The organism is Nocardioides bigeumensis, assembly GCF_039531755.1.
Taxonomy (GTDB): Bacteria; Actinomycetota; Actinomycetes; order Propionibacteriales; family Nocardioidaceae; genus Nocardioides; species Nocardioides bigeumensis.
Genome location: NZ_BAAAQQ010000013.1, coordinates 563,987 through 586,734, shown reverse-complemented (window position 1 = coordinate 586,734; position 22,748 = coordinate 563,987). Strand labels below are relative to the sequence as shown.

The window sequence follows — 22,748 nt, the reverse complement described above, 5'->3', positions numbered from 1 at the left end:
GCGAAGCCGCTTCCGGCGTAGCTCGACCAGGTCGAGCAGGGCGAAGGGGCCCGGCGTCGAGACCCGGTGACGTACGAAGCAACAGCAACCACCGACAGCGACCACTCCCACAAGGGGTGGTCGCTGTCGGCATTTGGGTGTAGGGGTGGTCTCGACCATCCGCTCGCGAGCTCGCTGCTCGACCACCGGAGGTCGCCTGCTCGACCACCGATCGGACCGTTGGCATTTCGAGGCATCTGCCTGGCACAATCGCGCCATGGCGACGGAATCCGCAAAAAACAGCGTTATCCACCACTGGTTCGGTGGATCAGAGCAGGCAGGAACGTCGGGGAAGACCCTCGAGGTGACCAATCCTGCCACTGGAGAGGTCACCGGCACCATGGTGGTCGCTGACCAGGCGGACGCCGCCGCGGTCATCGCGGCGGCCAAGGAAGCCTCGCAGACGTGGGGCCGCTCCTCGATCACCACGCGGGCCAAGGTCATGTTCCGGTTCCGCGAGCTGCTCGAGGCCAAGAAGGACGAGCTCGCCGCGATCATCACCCGCGAGCACGGCAAGGTGCACTCCGACGCGCTCGGCGAGATCGCCCGCGGACTCGAGGTCGTGGAGTTCGCCTGCGGGATCCCGCACCTGCTCAAGGGCGGCTACTCCGAGAGCGTGTCGACGGGCGTCGACGTGCACTCGATCCGCCAGCCGCTCGGCGTCGTCGGTGTGATCAGCCCGTTCAACTTCCCGGCGATGGTGCCGATGTGGTTCTTCCCCGTCGCCATCGCCTGCGGCAACACCGTCGTGCTCAAGCCCAGCGAGAAGGATCCGTCCGCCTCCATCTGGATCGCCCGCCTTTGGCAGGAGGCCGGCCTCCCCGACGGCGTCTTCAACGTCCTGCAGGGTGACAAGGTCGCCGTCGACGCCCTTCTGCAGAGCCCTGACGTGGCGGCGATCAGCTTCGTCGGCTCGACCCCCATCGCGCAGTACGTCTACGACCAGGGCACCGCGGCCGGCAAGCGCGTCCAGGCCCTCGGTGGCGCCAAGAACCACATGCTCGTGCTGCCCGACGCCGACCTCGACGCCGTGGCGAACGCCGCGGTGTCGGCGGGGTACGGCTCCGCCGGCGAGCGCTGCATGGCGATCAGCGTGGTGGTCGCCGTGGACCCGATCGGCGACGAGCTGGTCGCCCGGATCGCCGACCGCACCGGAGGCATCAAGGTCGGCGACGGCGCCAGGGGCAGCGACGGCCCCGAGGCCGACATGGGCCCCCTCGTCACCCGAGAGCACGCCGACAAGGTGCTCGACTACATCCGCCAGGGCGAGCAAGCCGGCGCCAAGGTCGTCGTGGACGGCCGCGCCCCGCAGGTCAACGGCGCGGAGGCCGGCTACTGGGTCGGGCCCACGCTCTTCGACCACGTCTCGCCCGACATGTCGATCTACACCGAGGAGATCTTCGGCCCCGTGCTGTCGGTGGTCCGGGTCGGCAGCTATCGCGAGGGCCTCGACCTGATCAACGCCAACCAGTACGGCAACGGCACCGCGATCTTCACCGGTGACGGTGCCGCCGCGCGGCTGTTCGAGAACGAGGTCCAGGTCGGGATGGTCGGCATCAACGTGCCGATCCCCGTGCCGATGGCCTACTACTCCTTCGGCGGCTGGAAGCGCTCGCTCTTCGGCGACACCCACGCGCACGGAACGGAGGGCGTCCACTTCTTCACCCGTGGGAAGGTGGTCACCTCCCGGTGGGGCGACCCCGCCGCACGCCGTAGCCAGGGCATCGACCTGGGCTTCCCCCAGAACGACTGACACCACCACTAGCACCCGGAGCTGAGCAGCATGATCGACGACAGCCGCACCTACGAGCTCGACCGCGCCCACGTCTTCCACTCCTGGTCGGCCCAGGGAGCGCTGAAGCCGATGGTGGTCACCAAGGCCGAGGGCTCGACCCTGTGGGACGACGAGGGCAACAGCTATCTCGACTTCTCCTCGCAGCTGGTCTTCACCAACATCGGTCACCAGCACCCCAAGGTCGTCAAGGCGATCCAGGATCAGGCGGCCACGCTCTGCACGATCGCGCCCGGCACGGCCAACGCGGCGCGGTCCGAGGCGGCCCGGCTGATCACCAGCCACGCGCCCGACGGCCTGGAGAAGGTGTTCTTCACCAACGGCGGCGCCGACGCCGTCGAGCACGCGATCCGGATGGCCCGCCTGCACACGGGGCGGATCAAGGTGCTGTCGACGTACCGCTCCTACCACGGTGGTACGGCGCTCGCCGTCAACGTCACCGGTGACCCGCGGCGCTGGCCCAACGACTACGGCAGCGCCGGCACCGTGCACTTCTTCGGCCCGTTCCTCTACCGCTCGCAGTTCCACGCGACGACCGAGGCCGAGGAGTGCGAGCGTGCGCTCGCGCACCTCGAGCAGGTCATCGCCCTCGAGGGCGCGCAGTCGATCGCGGCGATCATCCTCGAGTCGATCCCCGGCACCGCCGGCATCATGGTCCCGCCCCCGGGCTACCTCCAGGGAGTCCGTGAGCTGTGCGACCGGCACGGCATCGTCTACATCGCCGACGAGGTGATGGCGGGCTTCGGCCGCTCGGGCCGCTGGTTCGGCTTCGAGCACGGCGACGTGACACCCGACCTCATCACCTTCGCCAAGGGCGTCAACTCCGGCTACGTGCCGCTCGGCGGCGTGATCATCAACGAGCCGACCGCGGCCACCTTCGACGAGCGCGTCTACCCCGGCGGGCTGACCTACTCCGGACACCCGCTCGCGTGCGCCGCGGCCGTCGCGACGATCAAGACGATGGAGGAGGAGGGCATCGTCGAGAACGCCGCCCGACTCGGCCGCGAGGTCCTCGGCCCCGGGCTGGAGAAGATCGCCGCCGGCCACTCCAGCGTCGGCGAGGTCCGGGGCACCGGCGTCTTCTGGGCGATCGAGCTGGTCAAGGACCAGGCGACCCGTGAGCCGCTGGCGGCGTACGGCGGCTCGAGCCCGGCCATGAACGCGACCCTGGCCGCGTGCAAGGCCGCCGGGCTGATCCCCTTCGCCAACTACAACCGGATCCACGTCGTGCCGCCGCTCACCATCTCCGACGACGACGCCCGTCGCGGCCTGGAGATCATCGACGCCGCCTTGGACACAGCAGACCAGGGCTGATGTGACGGCCCCAGCCGACTGAGGAACGAAATCGGGTCGGACAGCCGGCCAGGTCGAGCAACCTCACTGCTTCGTGACGTCGGCCATCGGCTCCTCCTCGACCAGCGGGGTTGGGCTCCCTCCTCAACCACCGGTTGGTGCGTAACCTCCCGGCCGCCGACCCGTTGTTACCCCTGAGTGTGCCCGTGCGCGCGGGGAGCAGGGAGGGCCGACCGCGCGCGGCCAGGAAGCGGGCTGCGTAGGTCGAGGGAGGGAGTGGCGCGCCGTGGGCGTGGAGATCCAGGTCAACGGACTGACCAAGTCCTTCGGAAAGCAGCTCATCTGGGGCGACGTGACGTTGACCGTCCCCGCCGGCGAGATCTGCGTGATGCTGGGTCCGTCGGGAACCGGCAAGTCGGTCTTCCTCAAGACCCTGATCGGCCTGCTCAAGCCCGACAGCGGCTCGATCATCATCGAGGGCACCGACATCGCCAGCTGCTCGGAGCGCGACCTCTACGAGATCCGCAAGCTCTTCGGTGTCCTCTTCCAGGACGGCGCGATGTTCGGCTCGATGAACCTCTACGACAACGTGGCGTTCCCGCTGCGCGAGCACACGAAGAAGTCCGAGTCCGAGGTCCGCGAGATCGTCATGGAGAAGATGGACCTCGTCGGTCTGCTCGGCGCCGAGGACAAGCTCCCGGGCGAGATCTCCGGCGGCATGCGCAAGCGGGCAGGGCTGGCACGGGCACTCGTGCTGGACCCGGAGATCGTGCTCTTCGACGAGCCGGACTCCGGCCTCGACCCCGTGCGCACCGCGTTCCTCAACCAGCTCATCGTCGACCTCAACGCGCAGATCGACGCGACCTTCCTCATCGTCACGCACGACATCAACACGGCCCGGACGGTCCCCGACAACATCGGGCTGCTCTATCACCGGCACCTGGCGATGTTCGGGCCGCGCGAGATGCTGCTGAGCTCGGAGGAGCCCGTCGTACGACAGTTCCTCAACGCCCAGCGCGTCGGCCCGATCGGGATGTCGGAGGAGAAGGACGCCGACGAGCTCGCGGCGGAGAAGGACCAAGACCTGCCGCCGCTGCCGCCGATCCCGCTCCAGCTCGACCCTTCCAACGGCATCCCCCGGCGCAGCCAGCGCGAGCCCGGCGCGTGGTGCCGGGAGAACGGTGTGACGCCGCCGCCCGGGTCGTTCGAGCCGCAGATGTCGATGGCCACGGGGGGCAGCTGAGGTGGCATCCACGACTCCTCGGGTGCTGCAGCCGATCGGCACCGCCGGCAACCTGTTCGCCTTCGGCCTCGACGTCGCCCGCCAGCTGTTCCGGCGGCCGTTCCAGCTGCGTGAGTTCATCCAGCAGGCCTGGTTCATCGCGTCGGTCACGATCGTGCCGACCGCTCTCGTGGCCATCCCGTTCGGTGCGGTGATCGCGCTCCAGGTCGGTGGGCTGATCAAGCAGTTCGGCGCCCAGTCGTTCACCGGGTCCGCCGCCGTGCTCGCGATCGTCCGTGAGGCCGGCCCGATCGCGACCGCGCTGCTCATCGCCGGCGCCGGCGGCTCGGCGATCGCCGCCGACCTCGGTTCGCGCAAGATCCGCGAGGAGCTCGACGCGATGATGGTGCTCGGCATCGACCCGATCCAGCGGCTCGTCGTCCCCCGCGTGCTGGCCTGCATGCTGGTCGCGGTCTTCCTCAACGGCCTGGTCAGCGTCGTCGGCGTGGCCGGCGGCTACGTCTTCAACGTGATGCTCCAGGACGGCACACCAGGTGCCTATCTCGCGAGCTTCACGGCCCTGGCCCAGCTTCCGGACCTCTGGCAGGGCATGGTGAAGGCGCTCGTCTTCGGCATGATCGCCGCCATCGTCGCCTGCTACAAGGGCATGAACGCCAAGGGCGGACCGAAGGGCGTCGGCGATGCCGTCAACGAGTCCGTCGTCATCACGTTCCTGCTCCTCTTCGTCGTCAACGTCGTCATGAGCGCGATCTACTTCCAGCTCGTGCCACCGAAGACCGGGTGATCGTCGTGGCTGACATGAGAGACGTCTACCAGCGCCCGCTGCGCGCCCTCGACCAGCTCGGCGAGCAGCTGTCGTTCTACCTCCGCGCCCTCGCGTGGATCCCGCGCACGGTGACCCGCTACAAGAAGGAGATCCTGCGGCTGCTGGCCGAGGTGACCCTCGGCTCCGGAGCTCTGGCCGTCATCGGCGGCACCGTCGGCGTCATCACCGCGCTCACCTTCTTCACCGGCACCAACGTCGGCCTCCAGGGGTACGCCGCGCTCAACCAGCTCGGCACCGCGGCGTTCTCCGGCTTCGTGTCGGCGTACTTCAACACCCGCGAGATTGCCCCGCTGGTCGCGGGCATCGCCCTTGCCGCGACCGTGGGCTGCGGGTTCACCGCCCAGCTCGGCGCGATGCGGATCTCCGAAGAGGTCGACGCCCTCGAGGTGATGGCGATCCCGTCGCTGCCCTTCCTCGTCACCACGCGCATCATCGCCGGCCTCATCGCGATCGTCCCGCTCTACGTGATCGGCCTGCTGTCGTCGTACTTCGCGACCCGGCTCACCGTCACGCAGTTCTTCGGTCAGTCGACAGGCACCTACGACCACTACTTCAGCCAGTTCCTGCCACCGGGCGACGTGCTGTGGAGCTTCGGCAAGGTGCTGGTCTTCGCGGTCGTCGTGATCCTCATCCACTGCTACCACGGCTACAACGCCTCCGGCGGTCCTGCGGGCGTGGGTGTCGCCGTCGGTCGCGCGGTGCGCACGTCGATCGTCGCCATCAACGTCATCGACCTCTTCCTGTCGATGGCCATCTGGGGCACCACCACGACCGTGAGGCTCGCGGGGTAGACCATGCGCCTAGGGAAGAGCCACAAGACGCTCGGCATCGTGTTCCTCGCGATGCTGCTGCTGGGCGTCTACCTCACCTACGGGATCTTCACCAAGAAGTTCACCGACTACGACGAGCTCACGCTGCGCACGTCCAAGATCGGCCTGCAGCTCCCGGCCCGCGCGGACGTGAAGACCCGCGGCGTGATCGTCGGTGAGGTGCTCGAGTTCGACGCCGACTCCGAGGGTGCGGTGCTGACCCTCGGCATCTATCCCGACAAGCTCGGCACGATCCCGGCCAACGTGACCGGGTCGATCGTGCCCAAGACGCTCTTCGGCGAGAAGTACGTCTCCCTCGAGATCCCCGAGAGCGGCCCCGAGGGCACGATCGAGGCCGGGGCGACCATAGACCGGACCGAGGTGTCCATCGAGGTCGAGAAGGTGCTCTCGGACCTCTATCCGCTGCTGCGCGCGGTCCGTCCCGCCGACCTCAACTACACGCTCAACGCGCTGGCGACCGCGCTGGAGGGGCGTGGTGAGCAGATCGGCGAGAACCTCGAGACGCTCGATGCCTACCTCAAGCGGATCAACCCGCAGATCCCCGACATCGTCGAGGACCTGCGCCTCACCGCACGTGTCTCCGACCTGTACGTCGACGTGCTGCCGGACGTCGCCGAGATCCTGCGCGACACCATCAAGACCACCGGCACGCTCGAGGGGCGGGAGGCCAAGCTCCGCGCCCTCTTCCGCGACGTCGCCTCCTTCTCCGACACTGCGCGCGCCTTCCTCGACGACAACGAGGACAACCTGATCCGCCTGGGCGACCTCAGCGCCGCGCAGCTGCGGCTCTTCGCGAAGTACGCGCCGGAGTACCCGTGCCTGCTTGGCGGGATCGTCAACGCGGGCAAGGCTCAGGCCGAGGCGTTCCGCGGCTTCACGCTGCACATCGTGCTGGAGCTGCTGCCCAACCAGCCGCGCGGCTACACGCCCGCCGATGCCCCACGCTTCGGCGAGGACAGCGGGCCCAACTGCCTGCACCTGCCCTCCCCGCCGTTCGACCAGGAGAACCCCGTCAGCTCGCAGCCCGACTTCGACGACGGTGTCGACGAGCCGACCGGCAAGGGCACCAGCCGGACCGCGCCCGGCTTCGGCCGGGCCGGCGACGGGTGGTCCAGCGGCGCTGGGTACGCCGGCGGGCCGGACGAGGCCGGGATGCTCCGCACGCTCCTCGGCCCGGCGCTGGGTGTCACCCCCGACCAGGTCGACGACCTCGGCGTGCTGCTCGTGGCGCCCATGGCCAGGGGAGCGGAGGTGTCGCTGCGATGAAGGTCCTCGACAAGAAGACCGCTGGTGACGGCGTACGCCTCCTGATCTTCATGATCGTGACGACGCTGGCCACGGGTGTGCTGGTCGTGACGATCGGCAACATCACCTTCTCGAGCAGCCGCGACTACAAGGCCGTCTTCGCCGACGCGACCGGTGTCGTGAAGGGCGACGACGTGCGCATCGCCGGGGTCAAGGTCGGCACGGTCACCGGCGTAGAGATCACCGAGCGCACCCGGGCACTGGTCTCCTTCTCCGTCGACGACACGGCGTCGATCAGCGGCGCCACCAACGCCCTGATCCGCTATCGCAACCTCGTCGGACAGCGCTACATCTCGCTGAGCGAGGGGATCGGCGACGGTCGTCGTCTCCCCGACGGCGCCACCATCCCGCTCGACCAGACCCAGGGCGCCCTCGACCTGACGGTCCTGTTCAACGGCTTCAAGCCGCTCTTCCAGGCCCTGTCGCCCGACGACGTCAACAAGCTGTCCTTCGAGATCGTCCAGGTCTTCCAGGGGGAGGGCGGAACTCTCGAGGGCCTGCTCGGCCACACGGCGTCGGTGACCCAGACCCTCGCCGCGCGGGACCAGGTGATCGGCGACCTGATCGACAACCTCAACGAGGTGCTCGTCCACGTCGGTGACCGAGACGAGCAGCTGGGCCGGCTGATCATCAGCTTCCGCGACCTCATGGGCGGGCTGAAGAAGGACCGCCGTGCCATCTTGTCGTCGCTCGACGAGGTCTCCGCGCTCTCGGTCGAGACCGCTCAGCTCGTGTCGGGGATCCGCAAGCCCTTCGTGCGCGACATCAAGGGACTGCGCGACGTGGCGGGCAACCTCGACCGCAACAAGGCCGAGCTCGACCGCGCCCTCCAGGTGCTGCCCATCAAGCTCGAGAAGGTGGGCCGCACCGCGATCTACGGCTCGTGGTTCAACTTCTACCTCTGCGAGTTCCAGGGCCGCGTCATCCTGCCCAAGGGCCTCACCCTCCCGGTCACCTACGAGACCGGCTCGGAGAGGTGTTCGCTGTCATGATTCCCTTCCGCGAACGCAACCCCGTCATCATCGGCGCGATCAGCCTGACCGCGATCGCCGCCATCGTGCTGATGGCGTTCCGAGCCCAGGACCTGCCGTTGATCGGCGGCGGCGACACCTACTACGCCGCGTTCAGCGAGGCCGGCGGCCTCAAGGTCAACGACGAGGTGCGCATCGCCGGCGTGCGCGTCGGCAAGGTCGAGTCGATCGAGCTCGCCGGCAACCAGGTACGCGTGGGGTTCCGGGTCGACACCGAGTCGCACTTCGGCACCGAGACGCGCGCGGCCATCAAGGTGAAGACACTCCTGGGCGCCATGTTCCTCGCTCTCGAGCCCGCCGGCAGTGGTCAGCTCTCTGAGAAGAGCGAGATCCCCGTCGACCGCACCAGCTCGCCGTACGACGTCGTGGAGGCCTTCCAGGGCCTCGCCGAGACCTCCGACCGCATCGACACCGACCAGCTCGCCGAGTCGCTGACGGTGCTCGCCGACCTGACCCGCAACACGCCCGAGGAGTTCCGCGAGGCCCTCGACGGGGTGTCCCGGCTGTCCGCCAACGTCGCCGCCCGTGACGACCAGATCAACTCGCTGCTGCGCAACCTCGGCAAGGTCAGCTCGGTCCTCGACGAGCGGGACGAGGACATCATCAAGCTGATGGAGGACTCCGACGTGGTCTTCCGTGCCGTCGTCGCCCGGCGCGAGCAGGTGCACCAGCTCCTAGTGTCGACCTCCCAGCTCTCCAAGGAGCTCACCCGGCTGGTCAAGCAGAGCCGGGACGACCTCAAGCCCGCGCTCACCCACCTCGAGAACGTCGTGGCCGTCCTCAACAAGAACGAGGACAACCTCGACAACAGCCTGCGCCTGATGGCGCCGTTCTACCGCGTCTTCGCCAACACCCTCGGCACCGGCCCGTGGTTCGACACGTACATCCAGAACATGCCGCCGGTCCCGGAGCTGGTGGGCTGATGGACCTCCGGAAGATCTTCGTCCCCGCCCTCCTGGTCGGGCTGCTGGTCGCCGCCCTGGTGACCTTCAAGCCCTTCTTCGGCGACGGCGAGCGCAAGACGGTCGTGGCGCACTTCCCGCGCGCCATCTCGATCTTCGAGGGCAGCGACGTGCGCGTGCTGGGCGTCGCGGTCGGGACCGTGGACCAGGTCGTGCCGTCGGGCACCGACGTCGAGGTGACCATGTCGTACGACGCCGACGTGCGCATCCCCGAGGACGCCTCGGCCGTGATCATCGCGCCGTCGATCGTCGGCGACCGGTTCGTCCAGCTCACCCCGGCGTACGACCCGTCGACGAAGGGGGCGGTGCTCGCCGACGGCGCCGAGCTCGGCGTCGACCGGACGTCCGTGCCGCTGGAGCTCGACCAGGTCTACTCGAGCCTCAACGACCTCAACGTCGCGCTCGGCCCGACCGGCGCCAACAAGCAGGGCGCGCTCTCCGACCTGCTCGAGGTGACCGCGGACAACTTCGATGGCCAGGGTGCCGCGTTCCACCAGACCATCGCGGACTTCGGCCGGTTCAGCCAGACGCTGTCGAACAACCGCGAGGAGCTCTTCGGCACGGCGGCCAAGCTGCAGTCCTTCCTCGAGACGCTGGCCGACAACGACACGACGGTCCGTCAGTTCAACCGCTCGCTCGCGGACATCTCGGGGGTGCTGAGCGGTGAGCGTCAGGAGCTGGCGGCCGCGCTGGACAACCTCGGCACGGCGTTGTCGCAGGTGTCCGGTTTCGTCAAGGAGAACCGCGACATCCTGGGCCGCAACATCAAGGGCCTGAACAGGGTGTCCAAGGTGCTCGTCAAGCAGCGCGACTCGCTCGACGAGATCCTCCGGGTCGGTCCGCTCGCGCTGAACAACCTGGCGCTGACCTACAACCCCCAGGCCGGCACGCTCGACACCCGCGCGAACCTCGGCGAGCTGGTCGGGCAGATCGAGAACGACCCGGCGCTGCTGCTCTGCAGCATCGTCGAGCAGGCCGACGACCCGGGCAACGCCTGCGACCTGATCAAGAAGCTGCTCCCGGGCAAGCTGCCGCTGCCGGGCGCGCCGCGCGGCGTGCCGTTCACGCCGGGTTTCGGCGGCGGTGAGCGCAGCGGAGATCGCTACGACCCGACGCTGGGTGGGCTCGTCGCGTCCCCCGCAGGGGAGGGGACGCGATGAGTCGGTTGCGACTGCTCCTGGTCTCGCTCGCGTCGGTGCTGCTGCTGCCGTTGCTGACGGCGTGCGACTTCGACGTCTACCAGCTGCCGCTTCCCGGCGGCACCGACACCGGTGACCAGCCGATCACCGTGACCGTGAAGTTCCGGGACGTGCTCGACCTGGTGCCGCAGTCGACGGTGAAGGTCAACGACGTGAGCGTCGGCAAGGTGACCGACGTGCGCCTGGACGGTGCTGTCGCCGAGGTCACCTTGGAGCTGCGCAACGACGTGGGCCTGCCGGACAACACGCTCGCCGAGCTGCGCCAGACCAGCCTGCTCGGCGAGAAGTTCGTGTCACTGGGGCCGCCGGAGCCCGGCGCGGGTGCCGGTCGGCTCGAGGACGGCGACGTGATCCCCCTCGAGCGGTCAGGCCGCAACCCTGAGGTCGAGGAGGTCCTCGGGGCCCTGAGCCTGCTGCTCAACGGTGGCGGGGTCGGCCAGCTCAAGACCATCTCCAGCGAGATCAACAACGCACTCGAGGGCCGCGAGGGCTCCGCGAAGTCGGTGCTCACCCAGGTGCGCGTGCTGATGCAGCAGCTGGACGAGAACAAGGCCGACATCGTCGACGCGATCGAGGCGCTGAACCGGCTGTCGATCGAGACAGGCAAGCATCTCGACACCATCGACGCCGCCCTCGACGAGCTGCCCAGCGCCCTCGACTCCCTCGACAAGCAGCGGGGCGACCTGGTGCGGATGCTCAAGGCGCTCGACGACCTGAGCGGCGTGGGCGTGCGGGTGATCCGCGCGTCCAAGACCGCGACCATCGACAGCCTCCAGCAGCTGGACCCGGTGCTGACCCAGCTCGCAGCCGCGGGCGACGACTTCGCCAACGCGTTCCACGTGTTCCTGACCTACCCGTTCGTCGACGAGGTCGTCGGCCGGGACCCGCAGGTCGCCCGCAACCTGCACATGGGCGACTACACCAACCTCTCGATCCAGCTCGAGCTCGATCTCAGCGACCTGCTGCCGTCGCTCCCGTCGCTGCCGACCCTGCCACCGCTGCCGTCCCTGCCGACCGCGCTGCCGACGGTTCCGCTGCCGTCCCTGCCCACGCCGACCCTGCTCCCGACCGAGCTCGACCCGACCAAGATCGTCGACGACGTGCTGGCCTGCCTGGCCAGCGGCGACCTCAACAGCGAGGCCTGCCTCAAGCTGCTCTCGACCCTGCAAGGGATCCTCGCCCTCCAAGAGGCCTGCAAGAAGCCCGAGAACCAGAACGCCACGGTCTGCCAGCAGCTCAACCAGGTCCCCGAGCTCCCGGACCCGACCGATCCGACCCTGACCGTGCCGACGATGCCGTTGCCCTCGATCTCGGTGCCGACCATCCCGGGCGTGGGCCGGGCGCCGGTCGGCTCCCTCGACACCTACGGGCCGCGCGGTCCGACCTGGGGAGACCTGATGGACCGCTTCGACCCGGACCTGGTGTCACTGATGGTGCCCGGCCTGGTGACGGCGGGGTCGGACGCTGGATCGGACGAGGGATCGGACAAGGGATCGGACGAGGGATCGGACGAGGGGAGGGATGGCCGGTGATCACCCGTCGTACCAAGCTCCAGCTGATCGCCTTCGTGCTCATCACGATCATCGGGGTCTCCTACGTCGGTGCGAAGTACGCCCGTCTCGACCGGTTCTTCGTGGACGACACCTACACCGTGGTCGCGCACTTCCCGGACTCCGGCGGATCCTTCGCCGGCGCCGAGGTGTCGTACCGCGGGGTCAGGGTGGGGCAGGTCGAGGAGCTCGTGCTCACCGACGCCGGCGTCGACCTGCACCTGTCCGTCGACAAGGACTACGACGACATCCCGGCCGACACGCTCGCGGTGGTCGGCAACCGCTCGGCGGTGGGTGAGCAGTACGTCGAGCTCCAGCCCCAGGAAGACGGGGGACCCTTCTTGCGCGACGGCGCGGAGGTCGACCAGGACGACACCCGGATCCCGCTGAGCACCACGACCCTGCTCACCAACCTGTCCAACACCGTCGAGTCGGTCGGTGAGGACGACCTGCGCACGGTCGTGTCCGAGTTCGGCAGCGCCTTCCAGGGGACGGGCCGCGACCTCGGCCGGATCATCGACACCAGCAACGCGTTCATCGAGACCGCCGACGCGAACTTCGAGATGACCACCGACCTGATCAAGGACGGCAACACGGTGCTGCGCGGCCAGCTCGCCTCAGGGAGCTCGCTGCGCACCTTCGCCCGCGAGTTCAAGAAGTTCAGCGGGACGCTCGTGCTGGCCGACCGGGACCTGCGCACCGTCATCGACAACGGCAGCGTCACCGCCACCGAGCTGCGCACCTTCCTCGAGGAGAACGAGGTCGAGCTGTCCGAGCTGCTCAACAACCTCGTCACCACCGGTGAGGTGGTGGTGGAGAACCTCGCCGGAGTCGAGCAGATCCTCGCGATCTACCCCTACGTGGTCGAGGGCGGTGTCACCGTCGCCTCCAAGACGCCCGCCACTGGGCTGTACGACGCCCACTTCGGCATGGTGCTCACCAACGAGCCGCACGTGTGCAAGGCCGGCTACGAGGGCACCGACACCCGGTCCCCCAACGACGGCAGCAACCGGCCGATGAACATGGACGCCCGCTGCACCGAGCCCGCCTCGCAGTCCAATGCCCGCGGCGCCCAGCACGCCCCGCCGCGCGCCCCGGTCGGGTACGGCGAGTCGACCGCGCCCGTCGTGGCGGCGTACGACCCCGAGACCGGCGAGCTCACCTGGGGCGACGACATGCCGCCGGGGGCTGCCGGACCCGACACCACCTCTGCCCCGCGGACCTACGGCGCCGACTCCTGGCGCTGGCTCTTCCTCCAGCCGCTCCACTGAGGGCGTGACCTCCTGGGCGGACGCTCGTTGGACCACTCGGAACCTCGGGAGGGAACCGCGCTGCGGGCAGGCATCGCCAGGCTGAGCCGCAGCAGGAGTGGGAGGAAGAGATGACCGCGACCGACGTACGAGAGCCTGAGCAGCAGAGCCCCCGGAGTGGCCCTGACGCCTCACCGGACTCGGGGCCGGACGAAGCGACGCCTTCACGTGAGGGGCGTGCGTCGTCCAGCTTCCGGTGGGGCCTGGCCCTCGTGCTGGCGCTGGTGCTGGTCGTGGCGCTCGGGGTCGCCATCTGGCTCGCCGCGGGTCGCCGCGGGGAGGCCGACGACCTCCAGCGCGAGCGGGAGACGGTGATGGCGCAGTCGCGCCAGTTCCTGCTGCGGATGGGCACGTACGGGCCCGACCTGCTCGACCAGGACGACGCGATGCCGGAGTACCGCACCCGCGTCAGCGAGGTGATCACGCCGAAGTTCAAGGCCTCCTTCGACCAGGAGGCAGGCGTCGCCGAGAGGCTGGTGGCGCAGGGTCGGGCGTCGCGCGAGGCCGAGGTGTTCGCCACCGGCGTCTCCGACCTCGATCCCGACTCGGCCACGGCCCTCGTGGCCGGCACCTTCACCGACAGCTACGAGGTGGACGGCCGGCCGACGACGGGAGAGCCGGTGCCGTTCCGCATCGAGGTGTCGCTGGTCAAGATCGACGGTGAGTGGCTGGTCGACGACTTCACGCCGGTCACGGGCACCGACACGGCCGCTCCGGAGGAAGGGGTGGCCCCGTGAGCACCGCGACGAAGGCGCCGAGCCTCTACGACCTCCTCGACGTCGAGCCGGACGCCTCGTCCGCCGACATCCGTGCCGCCTGGCGGGCGGCCATCGACGGCCTCGAGCCGGGCGACCGCCGGTTCCGGGCCTTCAACGCCGCGGCGGAGACGCTGCTCGACGACGAGCGCCGGCAGGCGTACGACGCCGAGCTGGCCGACCGCGAGCCGGTCGACGAGCCTGACTCGGCCCAGGGTCTCGAGACGGTCGCCGCGCTACCTCCTCGACCACCGACGGAGTCGGCGCAACGTCGCCGGTGGTCGAGGAGGAGCTCCAGCGACGTCGCGAGGCCTCCGGTCGCCGGTTGGGTGCTCGTCGTCCTGGCCCTGCTGACGGCCGCGGCGGTCTCGGCGTCCGCGTGGCTCTGGTGGGGGGTGCCCTCGGACGCGTCGGTGGCCGCCTCGACCCGCGAGGCCCAGGCCGCCGCCGAGCGCGCGATCGTCCCGGTCCTGTCGTACGACGCCGCGACCCTCGACCAGGACCAGGCAGCGGGCGCGGCGTACCTGACCGCCTCCTACCGCGAGGACTACGACGAGCTGTACGAGGTCATCAAGCAGAACGCGCCCCGCGTCGGCACGAAGGTGTCCGCGGAGGTGATCTCCTCGGGCGTCGTGCGTGCGGGTCCTGACGACCCGGACCGCGTCGAGGTGCTGGTCTTCGTCAACCGCCCGACGACGAACAAGAAGCAGGAGGAGCCGGTCGTCTACCGCGACCAGGTCACCGTGACCATGGAGCGGGTCGGCGACAGCTGGCTCGTCGACGGCCTGAAGACGTCACCCGCGGCGGGCTGAACCGACGCCCCGGTCAACCGCTGTGAACGTGGTGCTTGACTCCGGGCGGCGATGCGTTCATAGTTTCGGGAACGTCGATTGACGCCCGGGTTGTGGCGCGCGCAGATGTGAGTTACCCTGTGCTTTCGCCCTCTTTCTCAAATGCCCTTTGGCCTGCCCGGTGGCCGATCGGTGGTGTAGGGGGTTGATCCCGCCCTCGCGTACACGTCGAAGGACACCTCTTGGCCGCGCGCAGCTCTGCTGACAAGTTCAACCGCCGCATCTCGTTCGCAAAGATCTCGGAGCCTCTCGAGCTCCCGAAGCTCCTCTCTCTCCAGACCGACAGCTTCGACTGGCTGGTCGGCAACGCCGACTGGGACGCCACCGTTGCCCGTCGGAAGGACGCAGGCGAGGACGTCTCCGAGAAGTCCGGTCTGCAGGAGATCTTCGAGGAGATCTCCCCGATCGAGGACTTCTCCGAGACCATGTCGCTCTCGTTCGAGAACCCCGTCTTCTACGACCCGAAGTACACCGTGGAGGAGTGCAAGGAGAAGGACTTCACCTACTCCGCCCCGCTCTACGTCTCCGCCGAGTTCACCAACAACGAGACCGGTGAGATCAAGGGCCAGACGGTCTTCATGGGCGACTTCCCGCTGATGACGCCCAAGGGCACGTTCATCATCAACGGCACCGAGCGGGTCGTGGTCTCCCAGCTGGTCCGCTCGCCGGGCGTCTACTTCGAGCGCACCGCCGACAAGACCTCGGACAAGGACATCTTCACCGCCAAGCTGATCCCCAGCCGCGGCGCGTGGCTGGAGTTCGAGATCGACAAGCGCGACATGGTCGGCGTCCGCCTCGACCGCAAGCGCAAGCAGAACGTCACGGTGCTGCTCAAGGCCCTCGGCTGGACCAACGAGCAGATCCGCGAGGAGTTCGGCCAGTACGAGTCGATGATGCTCACCCTGGAGAAGGACCACACCCAGGCCCAGGACGACGCGCTGCTCGACATCTACCGCAAGCTCCGCCCGGGCGAACCGCCCACCCGCGAGGCCGCGCAGACGCTGCTGAACAACTACTACTTCAACCCCAAGCGCTACGACCTCGCCAAGGTCGGCCGCTACAAGATCAACAAGAAGCTCGGCCTCGTCGAGGCCTTCGACCAGCAGGTGCTGACCGTCGACGACATCGTCGCCGCGATCAAGTACATCGTGGCCCTGCACGCCGAGCAGACGACGATCGACACCGCGCAGGGGACCATCGAGGCGACCGCCGACGACATCGACCACTTCGGCAACCGCCGGATGCGCACCGTCGGCGAGCTGATCCAGAACCAGCTCCGCACGGGCCTGGCCCGCATGGAGCGTGTCGTGCGCGAGCGGATGACGACCCAGGACGTCGAGGCCATCACGCCGCAGTCCCTGATCAACATCCGGCCCGTCGTGGCGGCGCTGAAGGAGTTCTTCGGCACCTCCCAGCTCTCGCAGTTCATGGACCAGACCAACCCGATCTCGGGCCTGACCCACAAGCGCCGCCTCTCGGCGCTGGGCCCCGGTGGTCTGTCCCGCGACCGCGCCGGCATGGAGGTCCGCGACGTCCACCACTCGCACTACGGCCGCATGTGCCCGATCGAGACCCCCGAGGGTCCCAACATCGGTCTGATCGGCTCGCTGGCGAGCTACGGACGGATCAACCCGTTCGGCTTCGTCGAGACGCCCTACCGCAAGGTGATCAAGGGCAAGGTCACCGACAAGGTCGAGTACCTCACGGCCGACGACGAGGACCGCTACGTCATCGCCCAGGCCAACGCGCCCCTCGACAGCGCCAACAAGTTCGTCGAGGAGCGGGTGCTGGTCCGCCAGCGCCACGGTGAGGTCTCCGAGGTGCTGGCCGAGGACGTGGACTTCATGGACGTCTCCCCGCGCCAGATGGTGTCGGTCGCGACGGCCCTGATCCCGTTCCTCGAGCACGACGACGCCAACCGCGCGCTCATGGGTGCCAACATGCAGCGCCAGGCCGTGCCGCTGATCGTCAGCGACTCGCCCCTGGTCGGCACCGGCATCGAGTACCGCGCCGCCGTCGACGCCGGTGACGTCGTGGTCGCCGAGAAGGCCGGTGTGGTCAAGGAGGTGTCGGCCGAGGTCATCGAGACGATGAACGACGACGGCACCTACACGACCTACAAGCTGGCCAAGTTCCGCCGCTCCAACCAGGGCACCTGCATCAACCAGCGGCCGCTGGTGAGCGAGGGCGACAAGCTCGAGGTCGGCTCGCCGATCGCGGACGGCCCGTGCACCGACCAGGCGGAGATGGCGCTCGGCACCAACCTGCTGGTGGCGTTCATGCCGTGGCAGGGCCACAACTACGAGGACGCGATCATCCTCAGCCAGCGTCTGGTGCAGGAGGACATCCTCACCTCGATACACATCGAGGAGCACGAGGTCGACGCCCGCGACACCAAGCTCGGGCCCGAGGAGATCACCCGCGACATCCCCAACGTCTCCGAGGAGATGCTGGCCGACCTCGACGAGCGCGGCATCATCCGCATCGGCGCCGAGGTCACCACGGGCGACATCCTGGTCGGCAAGGTCACGCCCAAGGGCGAGACCGAGCTCACCCCGGAGGAGCGGCTGCTGCGCGCGATCTTCGGCGAGAAGGCGCGCGAGGTGCGCGACACCTCGATGAAGGTGCCGCACGGCGAGTCCGGCACGGTCATCGGCGTCCGCGTCTTCGACCGTGAGGACGGCGACGAGCTGCCCCCGGGCGTCAACCAGCTGGTGCGCGTCTACGTCGCCCAGAAGCGGAAGATCTCGGTCGGCGACAAGCTGGCCGGCCGTCACGGCAACAAGGGCGTCATCGCGAAGATCCTGCCGATCGAGGACATGCCGTTCATGGAGGACGGCACCCCGGTGGACGTGATCCTCAACCCGCTGGGTGTCCCGCGACGGATGAACATCGGCCAGATCCTCGAGCTGCACCTGGGCTGGCTGGCCAAGCAGGGCTGGGACCTCGACCTCCACGAGGGCAAGGGTCCGACCGGCGACGACAGCTGGAAGCAGCGCCTGATCGACATCCACGCCCAGAAGGCCGAGCCCAACACCAAGGTGGCCACGCCGGTCTTCGACGGCGCCAAGGAGGACGAGATCACCGGTCTCCTCGGGGCGACCCTGCCCAACCGCGACGGCGTCCGCGTCGTCGGCGAGAACGGCAAGGCCAGCCTGTTCGACGGTCGCTCCGGCGAGCCGTTCCCGGACCCGGTCTCGGTCGGCTACATGTACATCCTCAAGCTGCACCACCTCGTCGACGACAAGATCCACGCACGCTCGACCGGCCCCTACTCCATGATCACGCAGCAGCCCCTGGGCGGTAAGGCCCAGTTCGGCGGCCAGCGGTTCGGCGAGATGGAGGTCTGGGCGATGGAGGCGTACGGCGCCGCCTACGCCCTCCAGGAGCTGCTCACGATCAAGTCGGACGACGTGCCTGGTCGCGTGAAGGTCTACGAGGCCATCGTCAAGGGCGAGAACATCCCCGACTCCGGCATCCCCGAGTCGTTCAAGGTGCTCGTCAAGGAGATGCAGTCGCTCTGCCTCAACGTGGAGGTGCTGTCGCAGGACGGCACGGCCATCGAGATGAAGGACGCCGAGGAAGACGTCTTCCGGGCGGCCGAGGAGCTCGGCATCGACCTGTCTCGCCGCGAGCCCAGCAGCGTCGAAGAAGTCTGAGTGACCGGCGGCGGGCCTCTGGCCCGCCGCCGCCACCCAGTCCTCCAGCTTCAGACTCAGTAACTAACGAAGGACAACAGCCATCGTGCTCGACGTGAACTTCTTCGATCAGCTCCAGATCGGCCTGGCCACCGCGGACGACATCCGCACGTGGAGCCACGGCGAGGTCAAGAAGCCGGAGACGATCAACTACCGCACGCTCAAGCCCGAGCGTGACGGACTCTTCTGCGAGAAGATCTTCGGTCCCACCCGGGACTGGGAGTGCTACTGCGGCAAGTACAAGCGCGTGCGCTTCAAGGGCATCATCTGCGAGCGCTGCGGCGTCGAGGTGACCCGGTCGAAGGTCCGCCGCGAGCGGATGGGCCACATCGAGCTCGCCGCCCCGGTCACCCACATCTGGTACTTCAAGGGTGTGCCGAGCCGGCTCGGCTACCTCCTCGACCTGGCCCCGAAGGACCTCGAGAAGGTCATCTACTTCGCGGCCTACATGATCACCTCGGTCGACGAGGACGCGCGCCACCGCGACCTGTCGACCCTGGAGAACAAGGTCGGTCTCGAGCGCGAGCGCCTCGAGAAGCGCCGTGACTCCCAGATCGAGGAGCGCACCAAGAAGCTCGAGGAGGACCTCAAGGTCCTCGAGGACGAGGGCGCCAAGGCCGACGCGCGCCGCAAGGTCCGCGACGGCGCCGAGCGCGAGATGAAGCAGATCCGCGACCGGGCCCAGCGCGAGCTGGACCGGCTCGAGGAGGTCTGGAGCACGTTCAAGTCCCTCAAGGTCCAGGACCTGATGGGCGACGAGCTGCTCTACCGCGAGATGAAGAACTGGTTCGGCAAGTACTTCGAGGGCTTCATGGGGGCGACCGCGATCCAGCGCCGCCTGCAGACCTTCGACATCGAGGCCGAGGTCGAGTCGCTGCGCGAGACCATCGAGACCGGCAAGGGCCAGCGCAAGGTGCGCGCGCTCAAGCGGCTCAAGGTCGTCGACGCCTTCCGCAAGACCACCAACTCGCCGCTGGGCATGGTCCTCGACGCCGTCCCGGTCATCCCGCCGGACCTGCGCCCGATGGTGCAGCTCGACGGTGGCCGCTTCGCCACCTCCGACCTCAACGACCTCTACCGCCGGGTGATCAACCGCAACAACCGCCTCAAGCGGCTGCTCGACCTCGGCGCGCCGGAGATCATCGTCAACAACGAGAAGCGGATGCTCCAGGAGGCCGTCGACTCGCTGTTCGACAACGGCCGTCGTGGCCGTCCGGTCACCGGCCCGGGCAACCGGCCGCTGAAGTCGCTGTCCGACATGCTCAAGGGCAAGCAGGGCCGCTTCCGCCAGAACCTCCTCGGCAAGCGCGTCGACTACTCCGGCCGCTCCGTCATCGTGTCCGGTCCGCAGCTCAAGCTGCACCAGTGCGGCCTGCCGAAGATGATGGCGCTGGAGCTCTTCAAGCCCTTCGTGATGAAGCGGCTCGTCGACCTCTCGCACGCGCAGAACATCAAGTCCGCCAAGCGGATGGTCGAGCGCGCGACGTCGGGCATGAGCCGCTACGCCATGGTGTGGGACGTCCTCGAAGAGGTCATCATGGAGCACCCGGTGCTGCTCAACCGCGCACCGACCCTGCACCGCCTCGGCATCCAGGCCTTCGAGCCGCAGCTGATCGAGGGCAAGGCCATCCAGATCCACCCGCTCGTCTGCACCGCCTTCAACGCGGACTTCGACGGTGACCAGATGGCCGTGCACCTGCCGTTGTCGGCAGAGGCCCAGGCCGAGGCGCGGATCCTGATGCTCTCGACCAACAACATCCTCAAGCCGTCGGACGGTCGTCCGGTGACCATGCCCACCCAGGACATGGTGATCGGCCTGTTCTTCCTCACCACCGACCGCGGCGAGGCGCGCGACGAGCGCGGCGAGCTGCTCGCCTACTCGTCGGTGGCCGAGGCGATCATGGCCTACGACAAGGGCGACATCACGATCCAGGACAAGGTCAAGATCCGCTTCTCCGACGTCGTGCCGCCGCTCGAGCTCGGCCTCGACTGGGAGGAGGGTCGGACCATCACCCTCGAGACCTCCCTGGGGCGCGCGCTCTTCAACGAGACGCTCCCGGCCGACTACCCCTACGTCAACGAGGAAGTCGGCAAGAAGCGGCTCGGGTCGATCGTCAACGACCTGGCCGAGCGTTACACCAAGGTCGAGGTGGCCGCCTCGCTGGACGCCCTGAAGGACACCGGCTTCCACTGGGCGACCCGCTCGGGCGTCACGGTCTCGATCGACGACGTCGTCACCCCGGCCAACAAGGCCGAGATCCTGAAGACGTACGAAGACCAGGCCGAGAAGGTCCAGAAGCAGTACGAGCGCGGCCTCGTCACCGACGACGAGCGCCGTCAGGAGCTCATCGAGATCTGGAACCAGGCGTCCAACCAGGTCGGCCGGGCCATGGAGGAGAACTTCGACCGGACGAACCCCATCTTCATGATGGTCGACTCCGGAGCATCGGGAAACCTGACCCAGATCCGCCAGGTGGCGGCCATGCGTGGACTGGTGGCCAACCCGAAGGGCGACATCATCCCGCGGCCGATCAAGTCCAACTTCCGCGAGGGACTGTCCGTGCTGGAGTACTTCATCTCCACCCACGGCGCCCGCAAGGGTCTGGCGGACACCGCACTGCGGACCGCCGACTCGGGCTACCTCACGCGTCGTCTCGTCGACGTGTCGCAGGACGTCATCATCCGTGAGGACGACTGCGGCACCGAGCGCGGCCTGGCCAAGGTCATCGGCGTCAAGGGCGAGGACGGGGTCGTCCGTCGCGACGACAACGCCGAGACCTCGGCGTACGCCCGCACCGCCGCCACCGAGATCACCCACCCGGAGACGGGCGAGGTGCTCGCGGCCGCAGGCGAGGACATGGGCGACGTCAAGATCGGCGAGCTCGTGGCCGCCGGAATCGAGTCGGTGTCGGTCCGGTCCGTGCTCACCTGCGACGCCAAGACCGGTACGTGTGCGAAGTGCTACGGCCGCTCGCTGGCCACCGGCAAGCTCGTCGACATCGGCGAGGCGGTCGGCATCATCGCCGCCCAGTCGATCGGTGAGCCCGGCACGCAGCTGACGATGCGTACCTTCCACACCGGTGGTGTGGCCTCGGCCGACGACATCACGCAGGGTCTGCCCCGTGTGGTCGAGCTGTTCGAGGCGCGCTCCCCGAAGGGCCTCTCGCCCATCTCGGAGCACACCGGCCGCATCGAGATCGAGGAGACCGACAAGAGCCGCAAGGTGATCGTCACTCCCGACGACGGCAGCGAGAAGGCGGAGTACCCCGTCTCCAAGCGCTCGCGTCTGCTGGTGCACGACGGTGACCACATCGAGGTGGGTCAGCAGCTGACGGTCGGTACCCCCGACCCGAAGGAGGTGCTCCGCGTCCTGGGTGTCCGCCGGGCGCAGCAGCACCTCGTCGACGAGGTCCAGCAGGTGTACCGCAGCCAGGGCGTGTCGATCCACGACAAGCACATCGAGATCATCGTGCGGCAGATGCTGCGCCGCGTGACGGTCATCGAGTCCGGGGACAGCAACCTGCTGCCCTCCGAGCTCGTCGACCGGGCGATCTTCGAGACGGAGAACCGTCGCGTGGTCTCCGAGGGCGGCAAGCCGGCCTCGGGTCGTGCCGAGCTCATGGGCATCACCAAGGCCTCGCTCGCCACCGAGTCGTGGCTGTCGGCGGCCTCCTTCCAGGAGACCACCCGGGTGCTCACCGACGCGGCGATCCACGGTCGCTCCGACTCCCTGCGCGGGCTGAAGGAGAACGTGATCATCGGCAAGCTCATCCCGGCCGGTACCGGTCTGGAGCGCTACCGCAACATCCGCGTGGAGCCCACCGAGGAGGCGCGCGCCGCGGCGTACGCCGTCACCGGCTACGACTCCTACGACTACGAGTTCGGCTCGACCGCCTCCCAGGCCGTCGCGCTGGACGACTTCGACTTTGGGTCGTACCAGAACTGATCGCGAAGCGATCAGCTCTGGGGTAATCAACCCAGGTTGAGGAGACCAAGGCCCTTCCGAGCTTGCTCGGGAGGGCCTTGGTCGTCTCGAAACCCAGTCCTGGGGGGGGTGCGAGAAG

Annotated in this window: 15 protein-coding genes; all 15 read left to right on the top strand. The window is 68.3% G+C overall.

Features of this window, described 5'->3' with window-relative positions:
• Positions 1-256: 256 nt before the first annotated feature.
• A complete protein-coding gene (locus ABD295_RS17015; RefSeq protein ID WP_344305000.1) occupies positions 257-1,792 on the top strand; it encodes a CoA-acylating methylmalonate-semialdehyde dehydrogenase in 1,536 nt (511 codons plus the stop codon).
• A gap of 30 nt (positions 1,793-1,822) precedes the next feature.
• A complete protein-coding gene (locus ABD295_RS17010; protein WP_344304999.1) occupies positions 1,823-3,145 on the top strand; it encodes an aspartate aminotransferase family protein in 1,323 nt (440 codons plus the stop codon).
• A 265-nt stretch (positions 3,146-3,410) separates the two neighbouring features.
• Positions 3,411-4,367, top strand: coding sequence for an ABC transporter ATP-binding protein (locus ABD295_RS17005; RefSeq protein ID WP_344304997.1), 957 nt, complete (start codon positions 3,411-3,413; stop codon positions 4,365-4,367).
• A 22-nt stretch (positions 4,368-4,389) separates the two neighbouring features.
• Positions 4,390-5,151 (top strand): MlaE family ABC transporter permease, encoded by a 762-nt coding sequence (locus ABD295_RS17000; protein ID WP_344304996.1) that lies wholly within the window; start codon positions 4,390-4,392, stop codon positions 5,149-5,151.
• A gap of 14 nt (positions 5,152-5,165) precedes the next feature.
• Positions 5,166-5,984 (top strand): MlaE family ABC transporter permease, encoded by an 819-nt coding sequence (locus ABD295_RS16995; protein ID WP_344305463.1) that lies wholly within the window; start codon positions 5,166-5,168, stop codon positions 5,982-5,984.
• A 3-nt stretch (positions 5,985-5,987) separates the two neighbouring features.
• Positions 5,988-7,289, top strand: a complete 1,302-nt coding sequence (locus tag ABD295_RS16990) for an MCE family protein (RefSeq protein ID WP_344304995.1) — start codon at positions 5,988-5,990, stop codon at positions 7,287-7,289.
• Positions 7,286-8,320 (top strand): MCE family protein, encoded by a 1,035-nt coding sequence (locus ABD295_RS16985; protein ID WP_344304994.1) that lies wholly within the window; start codon positions 7,286-7,288, stop codon positions 8,318-8,320. The genes ABD295_RS16990 and ABD295_RS16985 overlap by 4 nt, the downstream gene beginning before the upstream one ends.
• Positions 8,317-9,282, top strand: a complete 966-nt coding sequence (locus ABD295_RS16980; RefSeq protein ID WP_344304993.1) for an MCE family protein — start codon at positions 8,317-8,319, stop codon at positions 9,280-9,282. The genes ABD295_RS16985 and ABD295_RS16980 overlap by 4 nt, the downstream gene beginning before the upstream one ends.
• The gene (locus tag ABD295_RS16975) at positions 9,282-10,481 is read left to right on the top strand and encodes an MCE family protein (RefSeq protein WP_344304992.1); all 1,200 of its coding nucleotides are present in this window, start codon (positions 9,282-9,284) and stop codon (positions 10,479-10,481) included. Before ABD295_RS16980 ends, ABD295_RS16975 begins: the two co-directional genes overlap by 1 nt.
• A complete protein-coding gene (locus ABD295_RS16970; RefSeq protein ID WP_344304990.1) occupies positions 10,478-12,052 on the top strand; it encodes an MCE family protein in 1,575 nt (524 codons plus the stop codon). Before ABD295_RS16975 ends, ABD295_RS16970 begins: the two co-directional genes overlap by 4 nt.
• A complete protein-coding gene (locus ABD295_RS16965; protein WP_344304989.1) occupies positions 12,049-13,341 on the top strand; it encodes an MlaD family protein in 1,293 nt (430 codons plus the stop codon). The genes ABD295_RS16970 and ABD295_RS16965 overlap by 4 nt, the downstream gene beginning before the upstream one ends.
• A gap of 110 nt (positions 13,342-13,451) precedes the next feature.
• A complete protein-coding gene (locus ABD295_RS16960) occupies positions 13,452-14,117 on the top strand; it encodes a hypothetical protein (protein ID WP_344304988.1) in 666 nt (221 codons plus the stop codon).
• Positions 14,114-14,947: a J domain-containing protein gene (locus ABD295_RS16955; RefSeq protein ID WP_344304987.1), complete on the top strand. Its 834-nt coding sequence runs from the start codon at positions 14,114-14,116 to the stop codon at positions 14,945-14,947. Before ABD295_RS16960 ends, ABD295_RS16955 begins: the two co-directional genes overlap by 4 nt.
• 221 nt (positions 14,948-15,168) lie before the next feature.
• Positions 15,169-18,645: a DNA-directed RNA polymerase subunit beta gene (gene rpoB / locus ABD295_RS16950; RefSeq protein WP_344304986.1), complete on the top strand. Its 3,477-nt coding sequence runs from the start codon at positions 15,169-15,171 to the stop codon at positions 18,643-18,645.
• A gap of 85 nt (positions 18,646-18,730) precedes the next feature.
• Positions 18,731-22,630 (top strand): DNA-directed RNA polymerase subunit beta', encoded by a 3,900-nt coding sequence (locus ABD295_RS16945; protein WP_344304985.1) that lies wholly within the window; start codon positions 18,731-18,733, stop codon positions 22,628-22,630.
• Positions 22,631-22,748 lie beyond the last annotated feature (118 nt).

What these genes read in the sequence shown, in the direction of transcription:
- ABD295_RS17015 (WP_344305000.1), top strand. Translation starts at nt 257, where the DNA reads ATGGCGACGGAATCCGCAAAAAACAGCGTTATCCACCACTGGTTCGGT.
- ABD295_RS17010 (WP_344304999.1), top strand. Translation starts at nt 1,823, where the DNA reads ATGATCGACGACAGCCGCACCTACGAGCTCGACCGCGCCCACGTCTTC.
- ABD295_RS16995 (WP_344305463.1), top strand. Translation starts at nt 5,166, where the DNA reads ATGAGAGACGTCTACCAGCGCCCGCTGCGCGCCCTCGACCAGCTCGGC.
- ABD295_RS16990 (WP_344304995.1), top strand. Translation starts at nt 5,988, where the DNA reads ATGCGCCTAGGGAAGAGCCACAAGACGCTCGGCATCGTGTTCCTCGCG.
- ABD295_RS16985 (WP_344304994.1), top strand. Translation starts at nt 7,286, where the DNA reads ATGAAGGTCCTCGACAAGAAGACCGCTGGTGACGGCGTACGCCTCCTG.
- ABD295_RS16980 (WP_344304993.1), top strand. Translation starts at nt 8,317, where the DNA reads ATGATTCCCTTCCGCGAACGCAACCCCGTCATCATCGGCGCGATCAGC.
- ABD295_RS16975 (WP_344304992.1), top strand. Translation starts at nt 9,282, where the DNA reads ATGGACCTCCGGAAGATCTTCGTCCCCGCCCTCCTGGTCGGGCTGCTG.
- ABD295_RS16970 (WP_344304990.1), top strand. Translation starts at nt 10,478, where the DNA reads ATGAGTCGGTTGCGACTGCTCCTGGTCTCGCTCGCGTCGGTGCTGCTG.
- ABD295_RS16960 (WP_344304988.1), top strand. Translation starts at nt 13,452, where the DNA reads ATGACCGCGACCGACGTACGAGAGCCTGAGCAGCAGAGCCCCCGGAGT.